General features: G+C 68.0%; 16 protein-coding genes and 1 pseudogene. 11 read left to right on the top strand and 6 right to left on the bottom strand.

Translation table 11 applies throughout. The features are described 5' to 3' along the window. The first annotated feature begins 153 nt into the window (after window positions 1-153). Together FFS56_RS00255 and FFS56_RS00250 are read left to right on the top strand one after the other, a co-directional pair. Complete coding sequence (locus FFS56_RS00255; protein WP_127012219.1) at window positions 154-2103, top strand: glycosyl transferase; 1950 nt, start codon at window positions 154-156, stop codon at window positions 2101-2103. Continuing rightward, entirely contained in the window at window positions 2100-3023 is a 924-nt protein-coding gene (locus FFS56_RS00250) for a tetratricopeptide repeat protein (protein WP_137772319.1), read from the top strand. The genes FFS56_RS00255 and FFS56_RS00250 overlap by 4 nt, the downstream gene beginning before the upstream one ends. Window positions 3024-3078: 55 nt before the next feature. Here the strand turns inward: FFS56_RS00250 and FFS56_RS00245 are convergent. Next, window positions 3079-3930 (bottom strand): annotated as a pseudogene (locus tag FFS56_RS00245) (alpha amylase C-terminal domain-containing protein); the annotation flags it as partial. Window positions 3931-3948: 18 nt separating this feature from the next. Here FFS56_RS00245 and FFS56_RS20390 point away from each other — a divergent pair. Together FFS56_RS20390 and FFS56_RS00240 are read left to right on the top strand one after the other, a co-directional pair. Then, window positions 3949-4155 (top strand): hypothetical protein, encoded by a 207-nt coding sequence (locus FFS56_RS20390; protein ID WP_171010953.1) that lies wholly within the window; start codon window positions 3949-3951, stop codon window positions 4153-4155. Next, window positions 4152-5075, top strand: a complete 924-nt coding sequence (locus tag FFS56_RS00240) for a tetratricopeptide repeat protein (protein ID WP_046747058.1) — start codon at window positions 4152-4154, stop codon at window positions 5073-5075. The genes FFS56_RS20390 and FFS56_RS00240 overlap by 4 nt, the downstream gene beginning before the upstream one ends. Before the next feature lie 55 nt (window positions 5076-5130). Here FFS56_RS00240 and glgB read toward each other — a convergent pair whose 3' ends face one another. From glgB to glgX, 3 genes are all read right to left on the bottom strand, one after another. Further along, on the bottom strand, window positions 5131-7335 hold the full coding sequence (gene glgB / locus FFS56_RS00235; RefSeq protein ID WP_137772318.1) for a 1,4-alpha-glucan branching protein GlgB: 2205 nt from the start codon (window positions 7333-7335) through the stop codon (window positions 5131-5133). Then, window positions 7332-9404: an alpha-1,4-glucan--maltose-1-phosphate maltosyltransferase gene (locus tag FFS56_RS00230; protein WP_233437286.1), complete on the bottom strand. Its 2073-nt coding sequence runs from the start codon at window positions 9402-9404 to the stop codon at window positions 7332-7334. Before FFS56_RS00230 ends, glgB begins: the two co-directional genes overlap by 4 nt. A 65-nt stretch (window positions 9405-9469) precedes the next feature. Further along, window positions 9470-11542, bottom strand: coding sequence for a glycogen debranching protein GlgX (glgX, locus tag FFS56_RS00225; RefSeq protein ID WP_127012217.1), 2073 nt, complete (start codon window positions 11540-11542; stop codon window positions 9470-9472). A 100-nt stretch (window positions 11543-11642) separates the two neighbouring features. On the opposite strand from glgX, the gene FFS56_RS00220 reads away from it, so the two are divergent. Genes FFS56_RS00220 through FFS56_RS00205 form a run of 4 tightly spaced genes read left to right on the top strand, consistent with a single transcriptional unit; the run spans window position 11643 to window position 16761 of the window. Next, the gene (locus FFS56_RS00220; protein WP_127012216.1) at window positions 11643-12818 is read left to right on the top strand and encodes a cysteine desulfurase family protein; all 1176 of its coding nucleotides are present in this window, start codon (window positions 11643-11645) and stop codon (window positions 12816-12818) included. A 9-nt stretch (window positions 12819-12827) separates the two neighbouring features. Next, window positions 12828-13925, top strand: a complete 1098-nt coding sequence (gene mnmA, locus FFS56_RS00215) for a tRNA 2-thiouridine(34) synthase MnmA (RefSeq protein WP_127012215.1) — start codon at window positions 12828-12830, stop codon at window positions 13923-13925. A gap of 38 nt (window positions 13926-13963) precedes the next feature. Further along, window positions 13964-16297 carry an NAD-dependent DNA ligase LigA gene (gene ligA, locus FFS56_RS00210; protein WP_127012214.1) on the top strand — a complete coding sequence of 778 codons (2334 nt, stop codon included), beginning with the start codon at window positions 13964-13966 and terminating at the stop codon, window positions 16295-16297. Further along, window positions 16294-16761, top strand: a complete 468-nt coding sequence (locus tag FFS56_RS00205) for a hypothetical protein (RefSeq protein ID WP_046747052.1) — start codon at window positions 16294-16296, stop codon at window positions 16759-16761. The genes ligA and FFS56_RS00205 overlap by 4 nt, the downstream gene beginning before the upstream one ends. A gap of 23 nt (window positions 16762-16784) precedes the next feature. On the opposite strand, the gene FFS56_RS00200 is transcribed toward FFS56_RS00205, so the two are convergent. Beyond that, complete coding sequence (locus tag FFS56_RS00200; RefSeq protein ID WP_127012975.1) at window positions 16785-18608, bottom strand: DEAD/DEAH box helicase; 1824 nt, start codon at window positions 18606-18608, stop codon at window positions 16785-16787. 65 nt (window positions 18609-18673) lie between these two features. Beyond that, a complete protein-coding gene (locus tag FFS56_RS00195) occupies window positions 18674-20374 on the bottom strand; it encodes a long-chain-fatty-acid--CoA ligase (RefSeq protein ID WP_046747050.1) in 1701 nt (566 codons plus the stop codon). Between the two features lie 67 nt (window positions 20375-20441). Here FFS56_RS00195 and gatC point away from each other — a divergent pair, with 67 nt between their 5' ends. Genes gatC through gatB form a run of 3 tightly spaced genes read left to right on the top strand, consistent with a single transcriptional unit; the run spans window position 20442 to window position 23769 of the window. Further along, window positions 20442-20741: an Asp-tRNA(Asn)/Glu-tRNA(Gln) amidotransferase subunit GatC gene (gene gatC, locus FFS56_RS00190; protein ID WP_026049703.1), complete on the top strand. Its 300-nt coding sequence runs from the start codon at window positions 20442-20444 to the stop codon at window positions 20739-20741. Continuing rightward, window positions 20738-22255: an Asp-tRNA(Asn)/Glu-tRNA(Gln) amidotransferase subunit GatA gene (gene gatA / locus FFS56_RS00185; RefSeq protein ID WP_127012213.1), complete on the top strand. Its 1518-nt coding sequence runs from the start codon at window positions 20738-20740 to the stop codon at window positions 22253-22255. The genes gatC and gatA overlap by 4 nt, the downstream gene beginning before the upstream one ends. Next, window positions 22255-23769, top strand: coding sequence for an Asp-tRNA(Asn)/Glu-tRNA(Gln) amidotransferase subunit GatB (gene gatB / locus FFS56_RS00180; protein WP_046747048.1), 1515 nt, complete (start codon window positions 22255-22257; stop codon window positions 23767-23769). Before gatA ends, gatB begins: the two co-directional genes overlap by 1 nt. The last annotated feature ends 29 nt before the right edge of the window (window positions 23770-23798 follow it).

The following is a 23798-nucleotide window of genomic DNA, read 5'->3' as shown; positions in this document are numbered from 1 at the left end:
AAGATTATCCAGACGCGCTTCGTCGGCGCGGACGACGTGCCGGTCCAGCGGTCACTGCGTCTGCTCGTGGGCAACACACAGCTGATTTCGCTAGTCTGAAATGTCGAGTGTTGCGTCGCGGACAGAGGTCCGTGATGCGTGAGGAGACTATTCGTGCGTTTCGTATGGGCCGTGGTGGCCTTCGTGCTGGCTGCCGTACTGATCGGTGCAGGGATTGCTCAGCGCACCATCTTCATGGGCCCCTCCACTCAGAAGACCCAGGTCGAGATCAGTGAACCGGCACCGTTCGTTCTCATCGACGGCGATGTCCTTCGAGCGAATCCCGGTGCCCAGACACTGATCGTCCGTGGGCAGGGCGAGATCTTCGGCAGCTACGGTCGCACGGCCGACATGGAGGCCTGGCTCGCGGACTCCGACTACAACCAGGTCACGATGAAGAAGGACGGCGATCTGGCCGTCAAGCACATCGCCGCCTCCGACTCCGAGACCGACACGTCCACCGATGCTCCGAGCGACGGACAGGCCGATCCGTCAGAAGGCGCTCCGACGGGCCGTGACCCGCGCGGCTCCGACCTCTGGCTCGACTCCTTCGTCAAAGAGGATCGCCTCTCCGCGGAGAACATGCAGCTTCCCGAAGGCACGAGTCTGCTCGTCGCCTATGACGGGACCGCCGACGCTCCCGATGACATCGTGGTGTCCTGGCCGCTCGACAACTCGACCCCGTGGGCCGGACCGCTCATGGTCGCGGGTGGGGTCATGCTGCTGCTCGGCCTCATCCTCTACGTCCTGGCCATCCGGCATCAGCGTCGGGGCCGAGGTCCGCGTCGCAAGGGACCCGGTCCGCTACCGATCACCGAGCCCATCGACCTCGCCACGCTTCCGCCCGCGGAGCGCGCGGCGATCGAAGACAGCGAGTCCGCCACGGCGACGGCCCCCGCGGATTCGAGTCCACGGCAGGACGACGATGCGGAGGAGGCCGAGATCGTGGACGAGGGTAAAGACCCCGGCTCCAAGACATCGATGCGAGCCGCGACCGTTCGTCGTCGGCGCCGTCTTCTCGTGATCCCCGCGCTCGGACTCACAGCCATACTCGCAGCCGGTTGCTCGTCCGACTCCTGGCCGCAGCTGGGCGACGCCTCGCCGACTCCGTCGCCGAGCCCCACGGTGGTCGCACCGGAGAACCAGAAGCCGCCGGCGGTCACCGAAGCTCAGGCCAAGCGCATCCTCAAGTCTCTCGCCGGCACCGTGAGTGAGGCCGACGCAGCCCTCGATCTCGATCTGCTGGCGACGCGCTTCGAAGGACCCGCACTCGCGACCAGGACGACGGAGTACGCGTTGCGGACGAAGATCCCGGAGACGGTGCCGCCCGCCGCCATCCCGACCGACGACGTGGAGGTCGTGCTTCCCGAGGCGACCGACCAGTGGCCTCGCACCGTCCTGATGCTGTCGAAGACCGGAGACGACACCGTGCCGCCCGTCGTGCTCACGATGACGCAGGCCGACCCGTGGTCGAACTACAAGGTCTCGCACATGGCGGAGATGTCTGCGGACGCCGCCTTCCCGGAAGTCGCTGCATCCTGGCTCGGCACGTCTCTCGTGCCGTCCGACTCGGCCTTCCTCACTATCCCTCCTGCCGATCTGGCCACGACGTTCGCCGACGTCGTCGATCAGGGGGAACAGAGCGCGTCGTACGGGAAGTTCGACGATCTCGCCCTCACCTACGCGAAGTCGATCACTGACAGCCGTCAGGCCGTGGTCCAGGCGCTCGCGGACAAGGGCGCCGCCGAAACCTCGAAGGCGGCCTTCGATATGGCCGCGACGCAGGATGCCCCCATCTCGATGACGACTCTCGACAGCGGTGCCATCGTCGCCGTCACCCTCACCGATACGGAAACAGTGACGCCGACCGGCGAGGACGTCTCCATCCGCTTCGGTGACAACGCGCAGGCGAAGGCGCTCACCGACGCGACCGAGTCGGCGAAGGGCGTCGAGACGACCTACGAGTTCCAGCTGTTCTTCTCGGTCCCTGCCAAGGGATCGACGGAGCAGATCCGGCTCCTGGCAGCCCACCAGGACCTCCTGTCCGTGAAGGTGATCAAATGAGTGAGATCTCTCCCGCCGCCCTGCGTGGCGCCGTGGACCTGTCGAGCCTCCGCAACCGCCCGGCAACTCCGACCGAGGCGACCTCCGCACCGCCTGTCGCCGATGTCGTCGTCGATGCGACCGACGAGACGTTCGGACAGATCCTCGAGCTCTCGCGGACCGTCCCCGTGGTCGTCGACCTCTGGGCGGAGTGGTGTGGTCCGTGCAAGCAGCTGAGCCCGATCATCGAGAAGGTGACGCGCGAACTCGGGGGACGAGTGCTGCTCGCCAAGGTCGACGTCGATGCGAATCCCCAGCTCGCCCAGAGCTTCCGCGCGCAGTCGATCCCGATGGTGGTGGCGCTGATCGCCGGGCAGCCCGTGCCCATGTTCACGGGTGCCGTGCCCGAGCAGCAGGTGCGCGATGTGTTCGCCCAGCTGCTCCAGGTGGCGGCCCAGAACGGTGTCACCGGGTCGCTCTCGGTGTCCGAGGAGGGTGCAGAGCCGGCGCCCCCCGCAGAGCCGGAGCTTCCACCGCTGCACGCTGAGGCGTTCGCAGCGATCGAGCTCGGGGACTACGCGGCGGCCATCACGGCCTATGAGAAGGCGCTCGCGGAGAACCCCCGTGACGCGGACGCGATCGCGGGGCTCGGCCAGGTGCGCCTCCTCGGCCGCGTGCAGGGCCTCGATCTGCAGGCGGCGCGCGCTGCGGCAGCGGATGGCCCGCTCGATGTCCAGGCGCAGTTCGACGTGGCCGACCTCGATCTCGCCGGGGGACACGTGGAAGACGCCTTCGGCAGGCTGCTCGACCTGTTCGCGCAGCTCCCGGCGGATCAGCGCACTCCGGTGAGGGAGCGTCTTGTCGAGCTCTTCGGTCTCATCGACGCGGAGGATCCGCGAGTGGTGTCGGCGCGCAACCGACTGTCGTCGCTGCTCTTCTAGGGGGACGTTCTCCGGTACCGTTCTCGGCCCTAGCGCGCGTACGCGCCAGGGCGTCTCAGCCGTGGTTGACGGTCGGCACGTGTGGGTCGGACTGGTACCGCAGCCACAGAGTGGACAGCGCAGGCAGCGTCAGGCTCGCGCCAGGAGCGCCGCCTTCTGCCGGCTTCGCGTACACCAGGCCGAGGTTCCCCGATCCGCGGCCCCCGTAGTCGGCCGCATCCGTGTTGCGCACCTCCTGCCACACGCCCTCGCGGGGCAGGTTGAGCTGGTAGCCCGTGCGTTCCACGCCGGCGAAGTTGCTGACGACGACCAGGCGCCCCCCGTGGGCGTCACGTCGTTCGAAGGCGATCACCGTGGGATCCCAGCTCGGCGCTCCGAGACGGCTGAACGACGAGCCGTCGTTGTCACGCTCCCACAGCGGCGCCTGCGCCCGGTAGGAGCGGTTCATCGCCCCGACGAAGTCCTGCAGCTGCGCGTGTGAGGGCTGGTCGAGAAGCCACCAGTCCAGCTCCCGACCCTCCGACCACTCGGCGAGCTGACCGAATTCCTGCCCCATGAAGAGCAGCTTCTTGCCGGGATGACCCCACATGTAGGCGAGATACGCGCGGACGTTCGCGAGCTTGTGCCAGTGATCGCCCGGCATCTTGGCGAGCAGACTGCCCTTGCCGTGCACGACTTCGTCGTGACTGATGGGAAGCAGGTAGTTCTCTCCGAAGGCGTACACGAAGGAGAAGGTCATCTCGCCTTCATGGTGACCGCGGTACATCGGGTCGCGGGCGATGTACTGGAGCGAGTCGTTCATCCACCCCATGTTCCATTTGAAGCCGAACCCCAGACCCGCGTGATCGGTCGGAGCAGTGACCCCGGGGAAGCTGGTCGACTCCTCCGCGATCATCACGATTCCCGGGTCACCGATACGGAAACAGTGACGCCGACCGGCGAGGACGTCTCCATCCGCTTCGGTGACAACGCGCAGGCGAAGGCGCTCACCGACGCGACCGAGTCGGCGAAGGGCGTCGAGACGACCTACGAGTTCCAGCTGTTCTTCTCGGTCCCTGCCAAGGGATCGACGGAGCAGATCCGGCTCCTGGCAGCCCACCAGGACCTCCTGTCCGTGAAGGTGATCAAATGAGTGAGATCTCTCCCGCCGCCCTGCGTGGCGCCGTGGACCTGTCGAGCCTCCGCAACCGCCCGGCAACTCCGACCGAGGCGACCTCCGCACCGCCTGTCGCCGATGTCGTCGTCGATGCGACCGACGAGACGTTCGGACAGATCCTCGAGCTCTCGCGGACCGTCCCCGTGGTCGTCGACCTCTGGGCGGAGTGGTGTGGTCCGTGCAAGCAGCTGAGCCCGATCATCGAGAAGGTGACGCGCGAACTCGGGGGACGAGTGCTGCTCGCCAAGGTCGACGTCGATGCGAATCCCCAGCTCGCCCAGAGCTTCCGCGCGCAGTCGATCCCGATGGTGGTGGCGCTGATCGCCGGGCAGCCCGTGCCCATGTTCACGGGTGCCGTGCCCGAGCAGCAGGTGCGCGATGTGTTCGCCCAGCTGCTCCAGGTGGCGGCCCAGAACGGTGTCACCGGGTCGCTCTCGGTGTCCGAGGAGGGTGCAGAGCCGGCGCCCCCCGCAGAGCCGGAGCTTCCACCGCTGCACGCTGAGGCGTTCGCAGCGATCGAGCTCGGGGACTACGCGGCGGCCATCACGGCCTATGAGAAGGCGCTCGCGGAGAACCCCCGTGACGCGGACGCGATCGCGGGGCTCGGCCAGGTGCGCCTCCTCGGCCGCGTGCAGGGCCTCGATCTGCAGGCGGCGCGCGCTGCGGCAGCGGATGGCCCGCTCGATGTCCAGGCGCAGTTCGACGTGGCCGACCTCGATCTCGCCGGGGGACACGTGGAAGACGCCTTCGGCAGGCTGCTCGACCTGTTCGCGCAGCTCCCGGCGGATCAGCGCACTCCGGTGAGGGAGCGTCTTGTCGAGCTCTTCGGTCTCATCGGCGCGGAGGATCCGCGAGTGGTGTCGGCGCGCAACCGACTGTCGTCGCTGCTCTTCTAGGGGGACGTTCTCCGGTACCGTTCTCGGCCCTGGAGCGCGTACGCGCCAGGGCGTCTCAGCCGTGGTTGACGGTCGGCACGTGTGGGTCGGACTGGTACCGCAGCCACAGAGTGGACAGCGCAGGCAGCGTCAGGCTCGCGCCAGGAGCGCCGCCTTCTGCCGGCTTCGCGTACACCAGGCCGAGGTTCCCCGATCCGCGGCCCCCGTAGTCGGCGGCATCCGTGTTGAGCACCTCCTGCCACACGCCCTCGCGGGGCAGGTTGAGCTGGTAGCCCGTGCGTTCCACGCCGGCGAAGTTGCTGACGACGACCAGGCGCCCCCCGTGGGCGTCACGTCGTTCGAAGGCGATCACCGTGGGATCCCAGCTCGGCGCTCCGCGACGGCTGAACGACGAGCCGTCGTTGTCACGCTCCCACAGCGGCGCCTGCGCCCGGTAGGAGCGGTTCATCGCCCCGACGAAGTCCTGCAGCTGCGCGTGTGAGGGCTGGTCGAGAAGCCACCAGTCCAGCTCCCGACCCTCCGACCACTCGGCGAGCTGACCGAATTCCTGCCCCATGAAGAGCAGCTTCTTGCCGGGATGACCCCACATGTAGGCGAGATACGCGCGGACGTTCGCGAGCTTGTGCCAGTGATCGCCCGGCATCTTGGCGAGCAGACTGCCCTTGCCGTGCACGACTTCGTCGTGACTGATGGGAAGCAGGTAGTTCTCTCCGAAGGCGTACACGAAGGAGAAGGTCATCTCGCCTTCATGGTGACCGCGGTACATCGGGTCGCGGGCGATGTACTGGAGCGAGTCGTTCATCCACCCCATGTTCCATTTGAAGCCGAACCCCAGACCCGCGTGATCGGTCGGAGCAGTGACCCCGGGGAAGCTGGTCGACTCCTCCGCGATCATCACGATTCCCGGGTGTAGCCGGTACGAGGTGGCGTTGACCTCCTGCAGGAAGCGGATCGCCTCGAGGTTCTCGCGTCCGCCGTGGATGTTCGGCTCCCATTGGCCGGGTTCGCGCGAGTAGTCGAGATAGAGCATGGAGGCGACCGCGTCAACGCGAAGGCCGTCGACGTGGAACTCCTCGAGCCAGTAGAGCGCGTTGGCGACGAGGAATCCCCGTACCTCCGGCCTGCCGTAGTCGAAGATCAGCGTCCCCCAGTCCTGGTGCTCTCCCCGTCGCGGATCGGGGTGCTCGTAGAGCGGCTGTCCGTCGAAGCGGGCGAGGGCGAAGGCGTCCTTGGGGAAGTGACCAGGCACCCAGTCCATGATGACGCCGATGCCTGCCTGGTGCAGCCGGTCGATGAGGTAGCGGAGGTCGTCGGGGCTGCCGAAACGACTGGTCGGGGCGTAGTACCCGCTCACCTGGTATCCCCAGGATCCGCCGAAGGGGTGCTCCGCGAGCGGCATGAACTCGACATGGGTGAATCCCGCGTCCGTCACGTGCTGGATGAGCGGATCCGCGATCTCGCGATAGCCAAGTCCACCTCGCCACGATCCGACGTGGACCTCGTAGACCGACAGCGGTTGCGCGACGGCATGGGTGGCCGCCCTCCTGGTCATCCAGGCGCCATCGGACCAGGAGTGGGAGGAGGTGGTCACGACGGACGCTGTGTCCGGCGGCACCTCCGCCGCGAGCGCCATCGGATCGGCCTTGAGGATCCACGCGCCGTCGCGGGTACGGATCTGATACTTGTACCTGGTGCCGATCGGGATCCCGGGGACGAAGAGCTCCCAGACGCCGCTGACTCCCATCGAGCGCATGGCGTGCGACTCGCCGTTCCAGCCGTTGTGGTCACCGACCACGCGCACGGCTGAGGCATTCGGGGCCCAGACGGCGAATGAGACGCCGATCTCTCCGTCGAAGGTGCGCACGTGTGCTCCCAGCACCTCCCAGAGACGTTCGTGACGCCCCTCGGCGATGAGGTGGAGGTCGAGGTCGCCCAGAGTCGGGGGATGGCGGTAGGGGTCGCCGACGACCGTCTCCTCGTGATCGCCGTACCGCGTCGCGATCCGATACGGGAGTGGAGGGCCGTCGTGCTGAGCTTCCCAGATGCCGTGCGCCACATGGGCGAGTTCGAGCCTGCTCCCGTCGGCGAACACGGCAGCGACCGCACCCGCGAGGGGGCGTCTCGCCCGGATGACGGTGACGGTGCGATCAGCGGCATCCTTGTGCGCGTGCGCTCCGAGAACCGCGTGCGGATCGTGATGCGTGGCCGCTGAGATCGCCTCCCACTCGGTGGATGCCGCGACGTCTTCGGTGTAGCTCATGATCGCTCCCTCACCTTCAGGATGTGCACCGGCTCGGCGAACGCGTCGAGTCGTACGTAGTTGTGGTCGCTCCAGGTCCAGATCGCTCCGGTGAGGAGATCCTCCACCTCGAAGGCTTCCCCCAGCGGGATTCCCCATTGCGTCGTGTCGAGGTGCACGGTCGTCTCGCGTACCGAGTGCGGATCGACGTTGGCGACCACGATGATGGTGTCCGAGCGTCCGGTACCGGTGAACTCGGCAGCAAGGTGCTTGCTGTAGACGAGGACGGCATCGTCGTCGCTCCAGTGCACCCGGAAGTTGCGAAGCTGCTGCAGCGCCGGGTGTGCCTCCCGGATAGCGTTGAGTCTGCGCAGGAGGGGAGCGAGCGATTCGCCTCTGGCTTCGGCTCCCGCCCAGTCGCGGAACTTGAACTCGTACTTCTCGTTGTCGATGTTCTCTTCCGAGCCGGGCCTGGCGACGTTCTCGAACAGCTCGTATCCGGCGTACACGCCGTAGACGGGGCCGGCCGTCGCCGCGATGCAGGCCCGGATACGGTAGGCCGCCCTGCCGCCGAACTGCAGGTACTCGGTGAGGATGTCATGCGTGTTCACGAACAGGTTCGGGCGCATGTAGTCGGAGGTCTCCTGCGACACCGACGTCAGGAACTCCTCGAGCTCCGCCTTCGTGTTGCGCCACGTGAAGTAGCTGTAGCTCTGCTGGAAGCCCACGGCGGCGAGCGCGCGCATGACCGCCGGGCGTGTGAACGCCTCAGCCAGGAAGATGACGTCGGGGTCGGCCGCATTCACCTCGGCGATGAGCCACTCCCAGAACTGGAGCGGCTTGGTGTGCGGGTTGTCGACGCGGAAGATCTTCACGCCCTGCGCAACCCAGTGCTGCACGACGCGCAGCATCTCGGCGTAGATGCCCGCGGGATCATTGTCGAAGTTGAGCGGGTAGATGTCCTGGTACTTCTTCGGCGGGTTCTCGGCGTAGGCGATCGTCCCGTCGGGGAGGGTCGTGAACCACTCAGGATGCTCCTGCACCCACGGGTGGTCGGGAGAGGCTTGCAGCGCGAGGTCGAGAGCGACTTCCAGGCCCTCCTTCCGGGCTGCACGCACGAAGGCGCGGAAATCCTGGGCCGAGCCGAGGTCCGGATGGATGGCGTCGTGTCCGCCCTCCGCTGCGCCGATCGCGTACGGGGAGCCCGGGTCTCCCGGTTCGGCCGTGAGGGTGTTGTTGCGGCCCTTGCGGTTGGTCGTGCCGATCGGATGGATGGGGACCAGGTAGACGACGTCGAACCCCATGGCTGCGACCTCGGGCAGCCGTCGTGTCGCCGTACGGAACGTACCGCTCCTGACGGTGCCGTCCTTGAGGCGTCTGGCGCCCTCGGAGCGCGGGAAGAACTCGTACCAGGCGCCGACACCCGCGGCGCGCCGGTCGACGTCCAGCATCTGGGGGAGTGTGACGGAGCGCAGCGACGTGACAGGACGCTCTCGGAAGATCTGTGCGAGCTCTGCATCCGTCGAAAGGGCGATGGTCGTCGCGGCATCTCCGTTGCGGAGCGAGAGGGCATCAGCGGCCAGTCGTCTCCGCTGCGCTGCAGGACGATCCTTCTCGGCGGCGGCGGTGGTGAGGAGATCGGCGCCGAGCGCCGCCATGACCGGGACGTCGACGCCGGCCGCCACCTTCAGCGCGGCGGCGTGGGCCCAGGTCGCGAAGTCGTCGGAGAAGGCTTCGAACCGGTAGCTCCAGGAGCCCTGCTCGTCGAGCGCGATCTCCGCCACCCACGTGTCGGTGCCGTCATCGCGCGGCGTGAGGCGATGCAGGCTCTCTTCGCCGGAGGGCGATGTGAGGCGGACATGCACGCCGATGATGTCGTGCCCCTCTCGGAACGCGACCACCCGGAACGGGACGACCTCGCCGACGAAGGCCTTCGGAGTGAACCCGCCAGGGACGGTGGGCGCAGGCTCCAGGAGCGGGATACGCGTCGTCCGCAACGAGCCGGGAGCATCTGCTCCGTCCGCGGCGCGCGCCGGGATCTGAGCGCGGCTCCGAAGAGCCGAGGACCGAGTACCAGCACGAGCAGCCACCTCCCGAATGTACCGCGCGGACGTGGCGGCGGGTAGCGCGCAGGATGGTGCGTCGGCCGCCGGACTCATTCCACGCGGAAAAGCCTCATCGACGTGCCGGACACCGGAAGGACATCGCCGGGTGCGAAGACCTCGGCGTCGTCAGAGGGACGTTCCTGCGCGCTCGACCACAGCGAGACGAAGCGCGTCGCTCCATCGATCTCCTCGGGGAGACGGACATCTACGGGGGACTCGGTTCCGTGCACGATGAGCAGGATGCGGTTGTGCGCCTCGGTATCAGGCGTGGAGGCGGCGACGTACTGCAGCGTTCTGTTGCCGGGGTCGGCCCACTGCTCCTGTTCCATCGTCTCGCCGTTCTGGTCATACCAGTCCATCACCGAGGCATTGGGAATGTGCTCGCCGAGTCGCGCGTAGCGGCTGGGGCGCAGTGCGGGGTTCTCCTGACGAAGGCGGATCAGGCGCGAGACGTGGGCGCGCAGGTCCTCTTGCCACGGCTCGAACTCCCAGCCGAGCCAGGTGAGCACGGAGTCCTGAGCGTAGGCGTTGTTGTTGCCTCGCTGGGTGCGGCCCACTTCATCGCCGGCAGTGAGCATCGGGATACCTGCAGAGAGCAGAAGGGTCCCCAAGAGGTTCCGCATCGCCTTGCGGCGGGCGGCGAGGATCGCCGGGTCGTCGGTGGGGCCCTCGACGCCGTGGTTGAAGGCGCGGTTCATATCGGCGCCGTCGCGGTTGTGCTCGCCGTTCGCCTCGTTGTGCTTCACGTCGTAGGAGACGAGATCATGCAGGGTGAATCCATCGTGGGCGGTCACGAAGTTCACGCTGGCGAGCGGGCCGCGGTCTTCGCTGAACGTGTTGGAGGATCCGGCGAGGCGGGTCGCGAACCCGCCGATGCCGACCGGGGCGGACGCGCGGCGCGCGTAGTCGATGTCACTCAACCAGAAGTTGCGCACCCTGTCGCGATAGCGGTCGTTCCATTCATGCCAGCCGGCGGGGAAGTTCCCCGTCTGCCAGCCACCGAGGCCCACATCCCACGGTTCGGCGATGAGCTTGGCGTCTGCGAGGACGGGATCATCCGCGATGGCGGCGAGGAGCGGGTGCTCCGGCGAGTAGGCGTGCGTCTCGTCTCGCGCGATGGCGGTGGCGAGGTCGAAGCGGAACCCGTCGATCTGCATCTCCTGCGCCCAGTAGCGCAGCGAGTCCAGCACGAGTCTCGCGCCCGCAGCGGTCGATGTGTTGAGGGTGTTGCCGCAGCCCGTGGTGTCGATGTAGATCCCGGACTCGTCCTGACGGTAGTAGCTCGCGTTGTCGATGCCCCGCAGGCTCGATCTGGGGCCGCCGATACCCTCCTCCGAGGTGTGGTTGTACACGACGTCGAGGATCACTTCGAGCCCCGCCTCGTGCAGCAGCCGCACCATGCCCTTGAACTCGGCCAGTACGGCTTCGGGGCCCGCCTTCCGAGCCTCCTCCGTCGCGTAGGCGGTGTGCGGAGTGAAGAAGTTCAGGGTGTTGTAGCCCCAGTAGTTCGTGAGTCCGCGTTCGAGGAGTCGTGGTTCCGGCACGAAGGCGTGCACAGGCAGCAGCTCGATCGAAGTGATGCCCAGCTCGTGGAAGTACTCGATCATCGCGGGGTGCGCGAGACCGGCGTAGGTGCCGTGCAGCGCGGGTGGGACGTCCGGGTGACGCTTCGTGAGCCCCTTGACGTGACCTTCGTAGATCACGGTGCGGTCCAGGGGCACGCGCGGCTTCTGCGAGTCGCCCCAGTCGAAACCGTCGACGATGACGACCGAGCGCCATTCCTCGTACCCGTCTCCTTGCGCGAGGCCGCGAGCGTAGGGGTCCAGCAGCAGGGTCTCCGGGTTGAAGGTGTTGCCCGGGCCGTGTGGGCCGCTGACGCGGATCGCGTAGCGAACCCCCGGCTGGAGCATCTCCGTCGTGACTTCCCAGATCCCCCCTGGCAGCCGCTCGAGCGCCACTTGATCGGTCGCCCAGTCGAGATCGGTCGCGTCGAAGACGACCAGTTCGACGGATGAGGCGTTCTGCGACCAGACACGCAGTGTGCCGACACCGTCGTGCAGACGGACGCCGAGGTTGTCGAGGACGGGGCCGCCGGGCGCGGTGAGGTCTCGGGACGCGGGCATGAGTACACATTAGGCGTGATGTGTTGCCGTCTCATGACAAGGAGGACCCGGTCCCAGGCGCGAAGGCCCTCTCCCGACGGTTTCGCGAGAGAATCGAAGGATGCGGCACTATCTCGACCACGCGGCGACCACGCCCCTGCGCCCCGAAGCGCGTGAGGCGTGGCTGGCAGCGTCGGAGACGGTGGGCAACGCCTCCTCGACTCATGGCGCCGGCCAGGACGCACGGCGGCTTCTCGAGGAGTCCCGTGAGCGCGTGGCGGCGGTGCTGGAGGCCGACCCGATCGAGATCGTGTTCACCTCAGGCGGCACCGAATCGATAAACCTGGCGTTGCAGGGTTTGTGGCGCGCCCGGCCCACGGGGACGTCGGCGATCGTGATGCCCGACGCCGAGCACCACGCGACCACGGACACCGTCGCAGCGCTCCTCGATGAGGGGGCGGAGGTGCGACAGGTGCCGGTCTCGCCCTCGGCGCGCATCGTCCCGGAGCGCTTCGCCGAGGCTCTTCCCGGAGCTGCCCTCGCCACGGCGCTGGTGGCGAACAACGAGGCCGGGACGATCAACGACGCACGGTCGCTTGCGGCAGGGTCCGCCGGCGCCGGAGTTCCCCTCCACCTCGACGCGGTCGCTGCGCTCGGCCACGTGCCCTTGTCGTTCCGAGGCCTTCGAGGAGAGGCGGACAGCGGGGTCGGGCTCGTCGCGATGAGCCTCGCCGGTCACAAGATCGGCGCACCGGTGGGGGTCGGGGTGCTCGTCACCGCCCGCTCCGCCCGGCTCACGGCGTTGCTACGCGGGGGAGCCCAGCAACGAGGCCTGCGCGCCGGCACACAGGATGTCGCCGGAGCCGCCGCCCTCGCCGTGGCTCTCGAACTCGCGGAGCATGAACGACAGGGCGAGGCTGCGCGTCTCAGTGCGCTGCGCGACCGCCTCGTGGCCGGGATCGTTGCCGCGGTGCCGACGGCCGAGCTCCTGGGCGACCCGACCGACCGTCTTCCCGGCAACGCGCACATGCTGTTCCCGGGTGCGGTGGGGGAGAGCCTGCTGTTCCTGCTCGACGTCGCAGGCGTGGCGGCGTCGACGGGATCAGCCTGCCAGGCGGGCGTGGCCGAACCTTCGCATGTCGTGATGGCGATGGGACGCCCGGAGCGGGACGCCCGCAGCGTGCTGCGCTTCTCGCTCGGGCGGACATCGACCGAGAGCGATGTCGATGCCGTGCTCGGTGCGATCGCCGAGGCGTACACGCGCGCATCCGGCGCCGGCACAGCCGCACGCTCGTAGACTGGTCGTATGCGGATCCTTGCGGCGATGAGCGGTGGAGTCGACTCCGCCGTCGCGGCAGCCAGGGCCGTGGAGGCGGGGCACGACGTGGTCGGCGTGCATCTCGCGCTCTCCCGGGCGGGCGGAACACTGCGCACCGGCAGTCGAGGATGCTGCACGATCGAGGATGCCCTCGACGCGCGTCGTGCAGCCGACGTGCTCGGCATCCCGTTCTACGTCTGGGATTTCTCCGAGCGGTTCCGAGACGATGTGATCGAGGACTTCATCTCGGAGTACCAGGCAGGCCGCACCCCGAATCCCTGCATGCGCTGCAACGAGAAGATCAAGTTCGCCGCCCTTCTGGAGCGTGCAATCGAGTTGGGCTTCGACGCGGTGTGCACGGGGCATTACGCCACTCTGGTCGACGGCGAGGACGGCCTCGAGCTGCACCGGGCGTCGGACAACGCCAAGGACCAGTCCTATGTGCTCGGCGTCCTCACGGCCGAACAGCTGGCGCACACCTACTTCCCGCTCGGCACGACGCCCACGAAGGCCATCGTCCGCGCAGAGGCCGAAGCACGCGGCCTGAGCGTCGCGCAGAAGCCGGACAGCCACGACATCTGCTTCATTCCCGATGGGGACACGCGCGGCTGGCTCGCCGACAAGGTCGGCACGGCCACCGGCGAGATCGTCGATCGTACGGGCGAGGTCGTCGGATCGCACGAGGGCGCGCATGCCTTCACCGTCGGACAGCGACGCGGGCTCAAGCTCGGCGTTCCCGCGGCAGACGGCAAGCCGCGCTTCGTCCTCGAGGTGCGACCGGTCTCGAACACGGTGGTCGTCGGCCCCAAGGAGGCCCTCGCGATCGCCGAGATCGCCGGAGAGCGGTTCAGCTGGGCCGGTGCCGCACCCACGGAGTCCTCGTTCGAGTGCCACGTGCAGATCCGAGCGCACGCCGAGCCGGTCCCTGCGAGGGCCGAGATCTCCGAAGGCGGCGTGCGCGTGACGCCCCAGGTCGCGTTGGACGGCGTCGCACCGGGACAGACCGCCGTGCTCTACATCGGGACGCGGGTGCTCGGACAGTTCACGATCGACACCACGGTGTCCGCGGTCCCTGTCGGCGCGTAGCCTCCTCCGGTGTCCGCACCCGCTCGTAGACTGACGGGGTGCCGGAGAACATCTCGTTGGAAGACGCCCGAACCGAAGCCGAGGAGCTGACCACGCGCATCCTCGATGCGAAGGAGGCCTACTACGGCCGCGACACCTCGATCGTCGACGATTCCACCTACGACGGCTGGATGCGCCGACTCGAAGAGCTCGAGCGTCTGCATCCCGAGTTGCAGGGGCAGGACTCGCCCACACAGATGGTGGGGGCGGCTGAGGCGACGGGTCTCGCGACCATCGAGCACGCGGAGCGCATGCTCAGCCTCGACAACGTCTTCTCCATCGACGAGCTGCGGGAATGGGCCGCGAAGACGAAGGCCGCCGCCGGGCGCGATGTCGCCTGGCTCACCGAGCTGAAGATCGACGGCCTCGCCATCAATCTCCGCTATGAGAAAGGCGTGCTCACTTCTGCTGCGACCAGGGGCGACGGACGCGTGGGGGAGATCGTCACGGAGAACGCGCTTCGGCTGCCCGAGATCCCGTATCGACTGAGCGGTGAGGGCCACCCGGCCATCGTGGAGGTGCGCGGGGAGGTCTTCATCCCGGTCGCCGCGTTCGAACGGCTCAACGCGGCCCAGGCGGCGTTCCGCGATCGCGCCTACGCCGATGCGCTCGAGCGCTGGGAGGCGCGGGGCGGAGCGAAGAAGCCCTTCGACGAGGAGAAGGCTCGCACCGCCGCCGCGCGCCGATTCCCCGCGTTCGCCAATCCCCGCAACGCGGCGAGCGGCGGCCTGCGTCAGCAGATCGACAAGAAGAACGGCCTCGAACTCGAAGCCGGCCTGCTGCGCATCGAGTCGCTCGCGCTCTACGTGCACGGCGTCGGCGCATGGTCGAACCCTCCCGTCGCGGCGCAGAGCGAGGTCTACGATCTGCTGGCCGAGTGGGGGCTGCCGACGAGCCCGCACACCAGGGTGTGCCACACGATCGATGAGGTTGTCACGTTCGTGGAGTACTTCGGCGAACACCGCCACGACATCGAGCACGAGCTTGACGGCATCGTGGTGAAGGTCGACGAGCTCGAGCTTCATGACGAGCTCGGCGCGACCAGCCGGGCTCCGCGCTGGGCGATCGCGTACAAGTATCCGCCGGAAGAGGTGCAGACGAAGCTCCTCGACATCGTGGTGTCGGTCGGCCGCACCGGCCGCGCGACGCCCTTCGCGGTGATGGCTCCTGCGCAGGTCGCGGGGTCCGTCGTCCGGCAGGCGACTCTGCACAACAAGGACGTCGTGAAGGCGAAGGGCGTGCTGATCGGAGACACCGTCGTGCTGCGCAAAGCCGGCGACGTCATCCCCGAGGTCCTCGGTCCGGTCGTCGAGAAGCGCGACGGCACGGAACGCGAGTTCGTGATGCCCCTGGAGTGCCCGGAGTGCGGCACTCCGCTTCGGGCGATGAAGGAGGGCGACATCGATCTGCGGTGTCCGAACGCGCGTTCGTGTCCGGCGCAGGTGCGCGGACGTGTCGAGCACATCGGCTCCCGCGGTGCCCTCGATGTCGAGGCCCTCGGCGAGGTCACCGCCGCCGCTCTGACACAGCCGACGTCTCCCGCGGTGCCGCCGCTCGAGACCGAGGCAGGCCTCTTCGCCCTCACGCTCGACCAGCTCGTCCCCATCGAGCTGGTGGTCCGCGATGCGGAGACGGGGCTTCCCAAGGAGGACGAGGACGGGATCGTCAAGACGCGCGCCCCGTTCCGACGGAACCCGACTGCGGCCGAGAAGAAGTCCGGCCTCGAGGGTCCGCAGCCCTCGTCCCAGGCGCTCACTCTTCTCGCCGAGCTCGAGAAGGCGAAGAAGAAGGACCTGTGGCGTCTGCTCGTGTCCTTGAACATCCGCCACGTCGGACCTGTCGCTGCGAGGGCGCTCGCACAGTGGTTCGGCTCACTCGACGCGATCCGCACGGCTACGCGCGACGAGCTGGCTGCCGTGGAGGGCGTGGGCGGCATCATCGCCGACTCGCTCCTCGCCTGGTTCGAGGTCGACTGGCACAAAGAGATCGTGGAGCAGTGGGCGGATGCGGGGGTGCAGTGGAAGACACCAGGTCACCCCGGTCCCGGCGCTGCCGTCGCCGCAGGGGGAGTGCTCGAAGGACTGACGGTGGTCGCCACCGGCTCGCTCGACGGCTACACGCGTGAGGGTGCGCAGGAAGCCATCATCAACGCGGGAGGAAAGGCGGCGTCGAGCGTGTCGAAGAAGACGGACTTCGTGGCCGCCGGCCCCGGCGCGGGGTCCAAGCTCGGCAAGGCGGAGGAGCTCGGTCTCCGGATCCTCGATGCGGCGCAGTTCCACATCCTGGTGACGGAGGGGCCGGACGCGCTCCCTCCCGCGGGCGAAGGGGCGTGAGACGCTTCGGTCCGCTGATCGTCGTCCCCGAGGCGTTGGCTGTCGGTGATCCCGGTCGGAACCACCTGCGGCTGATGCCCGAGGCCGTGATCATCCGCGACGGAGTCGAGAATCGCGGAATAGTGCCGTGGACGGGACTCGAGCAGATCGAACTCGACGTTCCGACGACGAACTTCCGCCTCCCCGGTCTCACGGGCACTGTGCTGCTCGGAGCGTTGACCGCCCTGATGCTGAGCGATCCCGGGATCGATCCCGATGACGGTTCCGCGAAGCTCGTCGTCGAAGGAGAGACGCGCACCGTCCCGCTGAGCCGTCATCACGTCGGAGGTTACTGGACCCCGACCGTCACGGGAGCGCACCGACTGATCGCTCACCTGATCTCGCACCCGGAGCAACGGGCCCTTCTGGCACATCCAGAGCCGCTGATCGCCGTCGCCGCACGGCTCGCGCGCGGAAGCGACTAGACACCGCCGCGCGCGACCCGCCGTCAGCTCTTGTGGCGCGGCTTGCGGAAGGGCTTCTCGTCCCGGCTTTCGCGCGCAGGGCGCTCGTCACGGTCACGACGATCGAAACGGTCACCGCGACCGCCGGAGGGACGATCCTCGCGAGGGCCGCTACGTCGAGCGCCAGGACCGCGGTCGGGCTTGATCTCAATGAGGCGGCCCGAGATGCGGGTGTCGCGGAGCTTGTCGAGCACGGCGGGATCCATGTTCGACGGGAGCTCGACGGTCGAGAAGTCGGGGCGGATGTTGATCGCCCCGAAGTCGTCACGGCCCAGGCCGCCCTCGTTGGCGAGGGCGCCGACGATCTGGCGCGGCTCGACACGGTGACGCCTGCCGACCTCGATGCGATAGGCGGTGTAGTCGCCACGGCTGCGGCGTTCGCCCCGAGGCTCGCGCGCGTCACGAGTGGGGCGCTCCCGCTGCGGCCGATTGTCCGCCTCGACGGCCCTGGTGAGCGCATCGTTGGCGGGATCGAGGAGCAGAGGCTTGTCTCCCTGCGCGACCACGGCCAGCGCCGCGGCGACGTCGCTCTCCGGCACATCATGATGACGGACGTAGTGCGCGATGATGTCGCGGAACGCGTCGATGCGCCCGGTCTCCGAGAGAGCGGTGGTGATGGCATCGTCGAACCGGGTCAACCGGGTGGTGTTAACGTCCTCCGTGCTCGGCAGCTGCATCTGAGTGGGCTGCTGTCGGGTCGCCTTCTCGATGTGCTTGAGCAGGTAGCGCTCGCGCGGGGTGATGAAGCTGATCGCGTCGCCCGTTCGTCCCGCGCGCCCGGTGCGACCGATGCGGTGCACGTAGGACTCGGTGTCCGTGGGGATGTCGAAGTTCACGACGTGGCTGATGCGCTCGACGTCGAGCCCGCGCGCGGCCACGTCGGTCGCGACGAGGATGTCGAGCTTTCCGTCCTTGAGCTGGTTGACGCTGCGCTCGCGCTGCACCTGAGGCACGTCGCCGTTGATGGCTGCGGCTGAGTAGCCGCGGGCGCGGAGCTTCTCGGCGAGCGTCTCGGTCTCGTTCTTGGTGCGGACGAAGACGATCATGCCGTCGAAGTTCTCGACTTCGAGGATGCGGGTCAGCGCGTCGACCTTCTGCGCGTACGAGACCACGAGGTACCGCTGAGTGATGTTCGTGCCCGTCGCGGTCTTCGACTTGATGCTGATCTCTTCCGGCTCGCGCAGGTACTTCTGCGCGAGGCGGCGGATCTGCGGCGGCATCGTGGCGGAGAACAGCGCGACCTGCTTCTCCTCGGGTGTCTGCGCGAGGATCTGCTCCACATCCTCCGCGAAGCCCATCTTCAGCATCTCGTCGGCCTCGTCGAGCACGAGGTACTGCAGCTGCGACAGGTCGAGTGTGCCCTTGGCGAGGTGATCCATGATGCGGCCCGGTGTCCCGACGATGACATGCACCCCGCGGCGCAGAGCCGAGAGCTGCACGCCGTAGCCCTGTCCGCCGTAGACGGGGAGGACGTGAACACCCTTCATCTTGGACGCGTACGACTCGAACGCCTCGCACACCTGGAGGGCGAGCTCACGGGTCGGAGCCAGCACGAGCGCCTGCGGCGTCTTCTGCGCGACATCGAGACGCTCGAGCACGGGCAGCGCGAATGCCGCGGTCTTGCCGGTTCCGGTCTGCGCCATGCCGACGACGTCGCGCCCGGCGAGGAGGGTAGGGATAGTGGCCGCCTGGATGGGCGACGGGGTCTCGTAGCCGAGGTCCTTGATGGCTTTGAGGACGGGCCCGGTGATTCCGAGTTCCTCGAATCCGGGGGTCGCGGGGGAGTCCTCGGGGGCGTCGGTCAGCACTGCATCTTCAGGGGTCACTTCCCAAGGGTAGCGCGCCGAACGTCTCGCCGCCTGTGAGGGCGTCCTCAGGAGCCGGTGTTCAGGGCGACCAGCTTCTCCTTGACCTGCCGACGGAGCACCTTGCCGATGAGCGACTTCGGGAGTTCGTCGACCACGAAGATCCTCCTGGGGACCTTGTAGGGCGTCAGGATGCTGCGCGCGAACTCGCGGATGGCCTCCACGTCGACCTCGGTCTCCGGATCGACGACGATCGCGGCCACGACCTCCTCGCCCGAGTGCTCGCTCGGAAGTCCGATGACCGCAGCGTCGACCACCTGCGGGTGCTGGCGCAGCGCATTCTCGACCTCGGTGGGGGCAACGTTGAAGCCGCCGGTGATGATGAGCTCCTTGATGCGGTCGACGATGCGCACGAAGCCGGCTTCGTCGATCGTGACGATGTCGCCCGTGCGGTACCACCCGTCGACGAACACGGCCTCCGTCTCCTCCGGCTTGCCGTAGTACCCGGAGAAGACCTGCGGTCCGCGAACCACGAGTTCTCCCGCCGCTCCTGCAGGCACGTCCTCCGTGGGGTTCTCCGGGTCGACCACCCGGCATTCGGTTCCGGGCAGCGGAAGTCCGACGGTGCCGGACACGCGGTTGTCGGCGACGGGGTTCGCCATGAGTACGGGCGAGCACTCGCTCAGGCCGTAGCCCTCGACGAGGTAGCCGTTGGTCGCCTCCTCGAAGGGCACCACCAGCTCGTGGGGCAGTGCCATGGCCCCGGAGATCGCGACCTCGATGCCGTCGAGCGACACACCTTTGGCCTTGGCAGCGCTCAGAAGGCGGTCGGCGATCGGTGGCACGAGCGGGAGGAACGTCGCGGGATGCTTCTTCACGACGTCGAGAACCAGATCGGGATCGAACTTCGGGAAGAGCACGAGTCGCGCGCCCATCGACATCGCGAACGTCAGACAGAGCGTGAGGCCGTATGCGTGGAACATCGGCAGCACCGCGTACACGACGCATCCCTTGCCGCGCTGGATCGACGGCACCCAGGCCTGCGACTGCGCAGCATTGGCGAGGAGGTTGCGGTGCGTGAGCGCGGCACCCTTCGGCGTCCCGGTGGTGCCTGAGGTGTACTGGATGATCGCCAGGTCGTCGGCTGCGGGCGTCGGGTGCGAGGACGGAATCGGGTCTGTGGCGATCAGCGAGTCCCAGAGCACCGTGCCGCGGACCTTCTCGGTGAGCGCTGCGCGGGACTCCCTGGCCTTGGCGACGGGCAGACGCAGGGCAAAGCGGGTGAGGAAGGGCATCGCGCGGGTCACGTCGACGGAGACGAGGTTCGTCACCGCCAGGTCGGCGGGGAACTCCTGCACCGTGGAGACGACCTTGTTCCACACGATCGCATGCTTCGCGCCGTGGTCCTCGAACTGCTTGCGGAGCTCGCGCGGCGTGTACAGCGGGTTGTGCTCGACCACGACCGCGCCGAGTCGGAGCACCGCGTAGAACGCCACGATGTGCTGCGGACAGTTGGGGAGCACGATGGCCACCGGGTCGCCGGCGCGGACGCCCAGGTCTCGCAGGCCCGTCGCCGCCCGGTCGATGGCGGCCTGCAGCTCGGCGTACGTCGTCTCGCGGCCGAAGAACTGCAGGGCGGGGGCATCCGGATAGTCGCGTGCCGAGGCGGCGACGATGTCGACGAGCGATCCGTCGACGGGAGGCAGGTCTTCCGGGACGCCCGCGGCGTAGCTGGCGGTCCACGGGCGCGGGGGCTGGAACGTGCTCACCCGCCCAGCATATGTCGACGGCCGTGCAGGGAAGAGGAGTGACGGGTGCTCCAACTAGACTGGGGGAGTGTCTGAAATCACCCCTGAACTCGTGCGCCACCTCGGTGTGCTCGCACGCATCCAGCTGAACGACGACGAGGTGTCGCGGCTCACGGGCCAGCTCGACGCGATCGTCGACAACATCGCCAAGGTGTCGGAGGTCGCGACCGCCGACGTGGCAGCGACGAGCCACCCCATCCCGTTGAGCAACGTCTTCCGCCCCGACGTGGTCGGGCAGACGCTCACGCACGAGCAGGTGCTTCAGAACGCCCCGGATGCCGCCGACGGCCGATTCCGTGTGACCGCGATCCTGGGAGAAGAGCAGTGACCGACATCATCCGTCTGGACGCGGCGGATCTGGCCGCGAAGCTCGCTTCCGGCGAGATCTCCAGTGTCGAGGCCACCCGCGCTCATCTCGACCGCATCGCCGCGGTGGACGGCGACGTCCACGCGTTCCTGCACGTCAACGAAGGGGCGATCGAGGCGGCTGCAGCCATCGATGCCCGTCGTGCGGCGGGTGAAGAGCTGGGCCCGCTCGCGGGAGTCCCTCTCGCGATCAAGGACGTCCTCGTCACGACGGACCAGCCCACCACGAGTGGCTCGCGCATCCTGGAGGGCTACCGTTCGCCGTATGACGCGACGGTGGTCGCACGCTCTCGCGCCGCGGGACTGATCCCGCTCGGCAAGACCAACATGGACGAGTTCGCGATGGGGTCGTCCACCGAGCACTCGGCATACGGCCCCACGCACAACCCCTGGGACCTCGATCGCATTCCGGGCGGTTCCGGTGGTGGCTCGGCTGCGGCCGTCGCCGCGTTCGAAGCGCCGCTCGCGCTCGGTTCCGACACGGGCGGCTCGATCCGTCAGCCCGCGCACGTGACCGGCACGGTCGGCGTCAAGCCCACCTACGGCGGTGTGAGCCGCTACGGCGCGATCGCCCTCGCCTCGAGCCTCGACCAGGTCGGCCCGGTCTCCCGCACCGTGCTCGACTCCGGACTGCTGCACGACGCGATCGGCGGCCACGATCCCAAGGACTCGACCTCCCTGCGCGATGCGTGGCCCTCGTTCGCCGAGGCTGCCCGTGAGGGCGCGCGCGGTGACGTGCTCAAGGGGCTCAAGGTCGGCGTGATCCGCGAGCTTCCCGACAGCGGCTTCCAGCCCGGCGTCGCCGGGTCCTTCCGCAGCGCTCTCGCGCTGATGGAGGCCCAGGGCGCGGAGATCGTCGAGATCGGCGCGCCGCACTTCGAGTACGGCGTCGCCGCCTACTACCTGATCCTCCCGGCGGAGGCGTCGAGCAACCTCGCGAAGTTCGACTCGGTCCGTTTCGGCCTGCGGGTAACCCCCGACGGCAACCCGACGGTCGAGGACGTCATGTCCGCGACGCGCGATGCCGGATTCGGCGACGAGGTCAAGCGCCGGATCATCCTCGGCACGTACGCGCTCTCGGCGGGTTACTACGATGCCTACTACGGCAGCGCCCAGAAGGTTCGTACGCTCATCCAGCAGGACTTCGCGAACGCGTTCGCCGAGGTCGACGTGATCGCGACGCCCTCCGCGCCGACCACGGCGTTCAAGCTCGGCGAGAAGATCGACGACCCGCTGCAGATGTACCTCAACGACATCACCACCATCCCGGTGAACCTGGCCGGTGTCCCGGGGATCTCCATCCCCAGTGGTCTGTCGGACGAAGACGGCCTCCCCGTGGGCATCCAGTTCATCGCTCCGGCGCGCGAGGATGCTCGTCTCTACAAGGTCGGCGCAGCGCTCGAGACGCTCCTCGTCGATTCGTGGGGTGCGCCGTTGCTCACCCGTGCACCGCAGCTCGCAGGAGGGAAGCGCTGATGGCCGCCGCCAAGCTCATGGACTTCGACAAGGCGCTCGAGCTGTTCGAGCCGGTCCTCGGATTCGAGGTGCACGTCGAGCTGAACACCAACACCAAGATGTTCTCTGATGCACCGAACCCGGCGAACGAGGCCTTCCATGCCGCCGAGCCGAACACGCTCATCGCGCCGGTCGACCTCGGGCTCCCGGGCTCGCTTCCGGTCGTGAACGAGACGGCAATCCGCTCCTCGATCAGTCTCGGTCTGGCTCTCGGCTGCTCGATCGCCGAATCGAGCCGGTTCGCGCGGAAGAACTACTTCTACCCCGACCTGGGCAAGAACTACCAGATCTCGCAGTACGACGAGCCGATCGCGTACGAGGGTTCGGTGGAGGTCGAGCTCGAGGACGGGACGCTCATCACGATCCCCATCGAGCGCGCGCACATGGAAGAGGACGCCGGGAAGCTGACCCACATGGGCGGTGCGACCGGGCGCATCCAGGGCGCCGAGTACTCGCTCGTCGACTACAACCGCGCCGGCGTGCCCCTGGTCGAGATCGTGACGAAGACGATCTTCGGCACCGACCACCGTGCGCCGGAGGTCGCGAAGGCCTATGTGCAGGCCATCCGCGACATCGTGCGGGGACTCGGTATCTCCGAAGCGCGTCTGGAGCGCGGCAACCTGCGCTGCGACGCCAACGTCTCCCTGCGTCCGCGCGGACAGGAGAAGCTCGGCACCCGCACCGAGACGAAGAACGTCAACTCGATGCGCTCCGTCGAGCGGGCCGTGCGATACGAGATCCAGCGTCAGGCGCAGATCCTCGCGGACGGCGGCACCATCACGCAGGAGACCCGGCACTGGCACGAGGACACCGGCACGACCTCGCCGGGACGGCCCAAGTCGGATGCCGACGATTACCGCTACTTCCCGGAACCGGATCTGCTGCCCGTGGAGCCGTCAGCCGAGCTGGTCGAGGAACTGCGCGAGGCGCTTCCGGAGCAGCCGGTGGCTCGCCGCCGCCGCCTCATGACCGAATGGGGATTCACCGACCTGGAGTTCCAGGATGTCCGCAACGGCGGTCTGCTCGAGGTCGTAGAGGCGACCATCGCCGCCGGGGCGACCCCCGCGACCGCGCGCAAGTGGTGGACCGGTGAGATCACCCGTATCGCGAACTCCCAGGAGAAGGACGCGACCGAGCTGATCAGCCCGGAGAGCGTGGCTGCTCTGCAGCAGCTCGTCGATGCGGGAACCCTGACCGACAAGCTCGCGCGTCAGGTGCTCGAGGGCGTCATCGCCGGGGAGGGTTCGCCGCAGGAAGTGGTCGACTCGCGTGGGCTCGCGGTGGTCTCCGACGACGGAGCGCTGATCGCCGCCATCGATGAGGCCCTCGCAGCGCAGCCCGATGTGATGGCCAAGATCAAGGACGGCAAGGTGCAGGCCGCCGGCGCCGTGATCGGGGCCGTCATGAAGGCGATGAAGGGCCAGGCGGACGCCGCCCGTGTCCGTGAGCTCATTCTCGAGCGCGCTGCGCAGTAGCGCGCCGTCCCGGGCCTCGTGTCGGAGGC

This window comes from Microbacterium sp. Beta, assembly GCF_005502545.1.
GTDB lineage: Bacteria > Actinomycetota > Actinomycetes > Actinomycetales > Microbacteriaceae > Microbacterium > Microbacterium oxydans.
The sequence above is the reverse complement of the archived record's forward strand: the minus strand, read 5'-3'. Positions and strand labels throughout refer to the sequence as shown.

Coding starts and splice junctions, on each gene's coding strand:
- glgB (WP_137772318.1), bottom strand. CDS start 7,335: ATGAGCTACACCGAAGACGTCGCGGCATCCACCGAGTGGGAGGCGATC.
- FFS56_RS00250 (WP_137772319.1), top strand. CDS start 2,100: ATGAGTGAGATCTCTCCCGCCGCCCTGCGTGGCGCCGTGGACCTGTCG.
- mnmA (WP_127012215.1), top strand. CDS start 12,828: ATGCGGATCCTTGCGGCGATGAGCGGTGGAGTCGACTCCGCCGTCGCG.
- FFS56_RS00220 (WP_127012216.1), top strand. CDS start 11,643: ATGCGGCACTATCTCGACCACGCGGCGACCACGCCCCTGCGCCCCGAA.
- glgX (WP_127012217.1), bottom strand. CDS start 11,542: ATGCCCGCGTCCCGAGACCTCACCGCGCCCGGCGGCCCCGTCCTCGAC.
- FFS56_RS00240 (WP_046747058.1), top strand. CDS start 4,152: ATGAGTGAGATCTCTCCCGCCGCCCTGCGTGGCGCCGTGGACCTGTCG.
- gatB (WP_046747048.1), top strand. CDS start 22,255: ATGGCCGCCGCCAAGCTCATGGACTTCGACAAGGCGCTCGAGCTGTTC.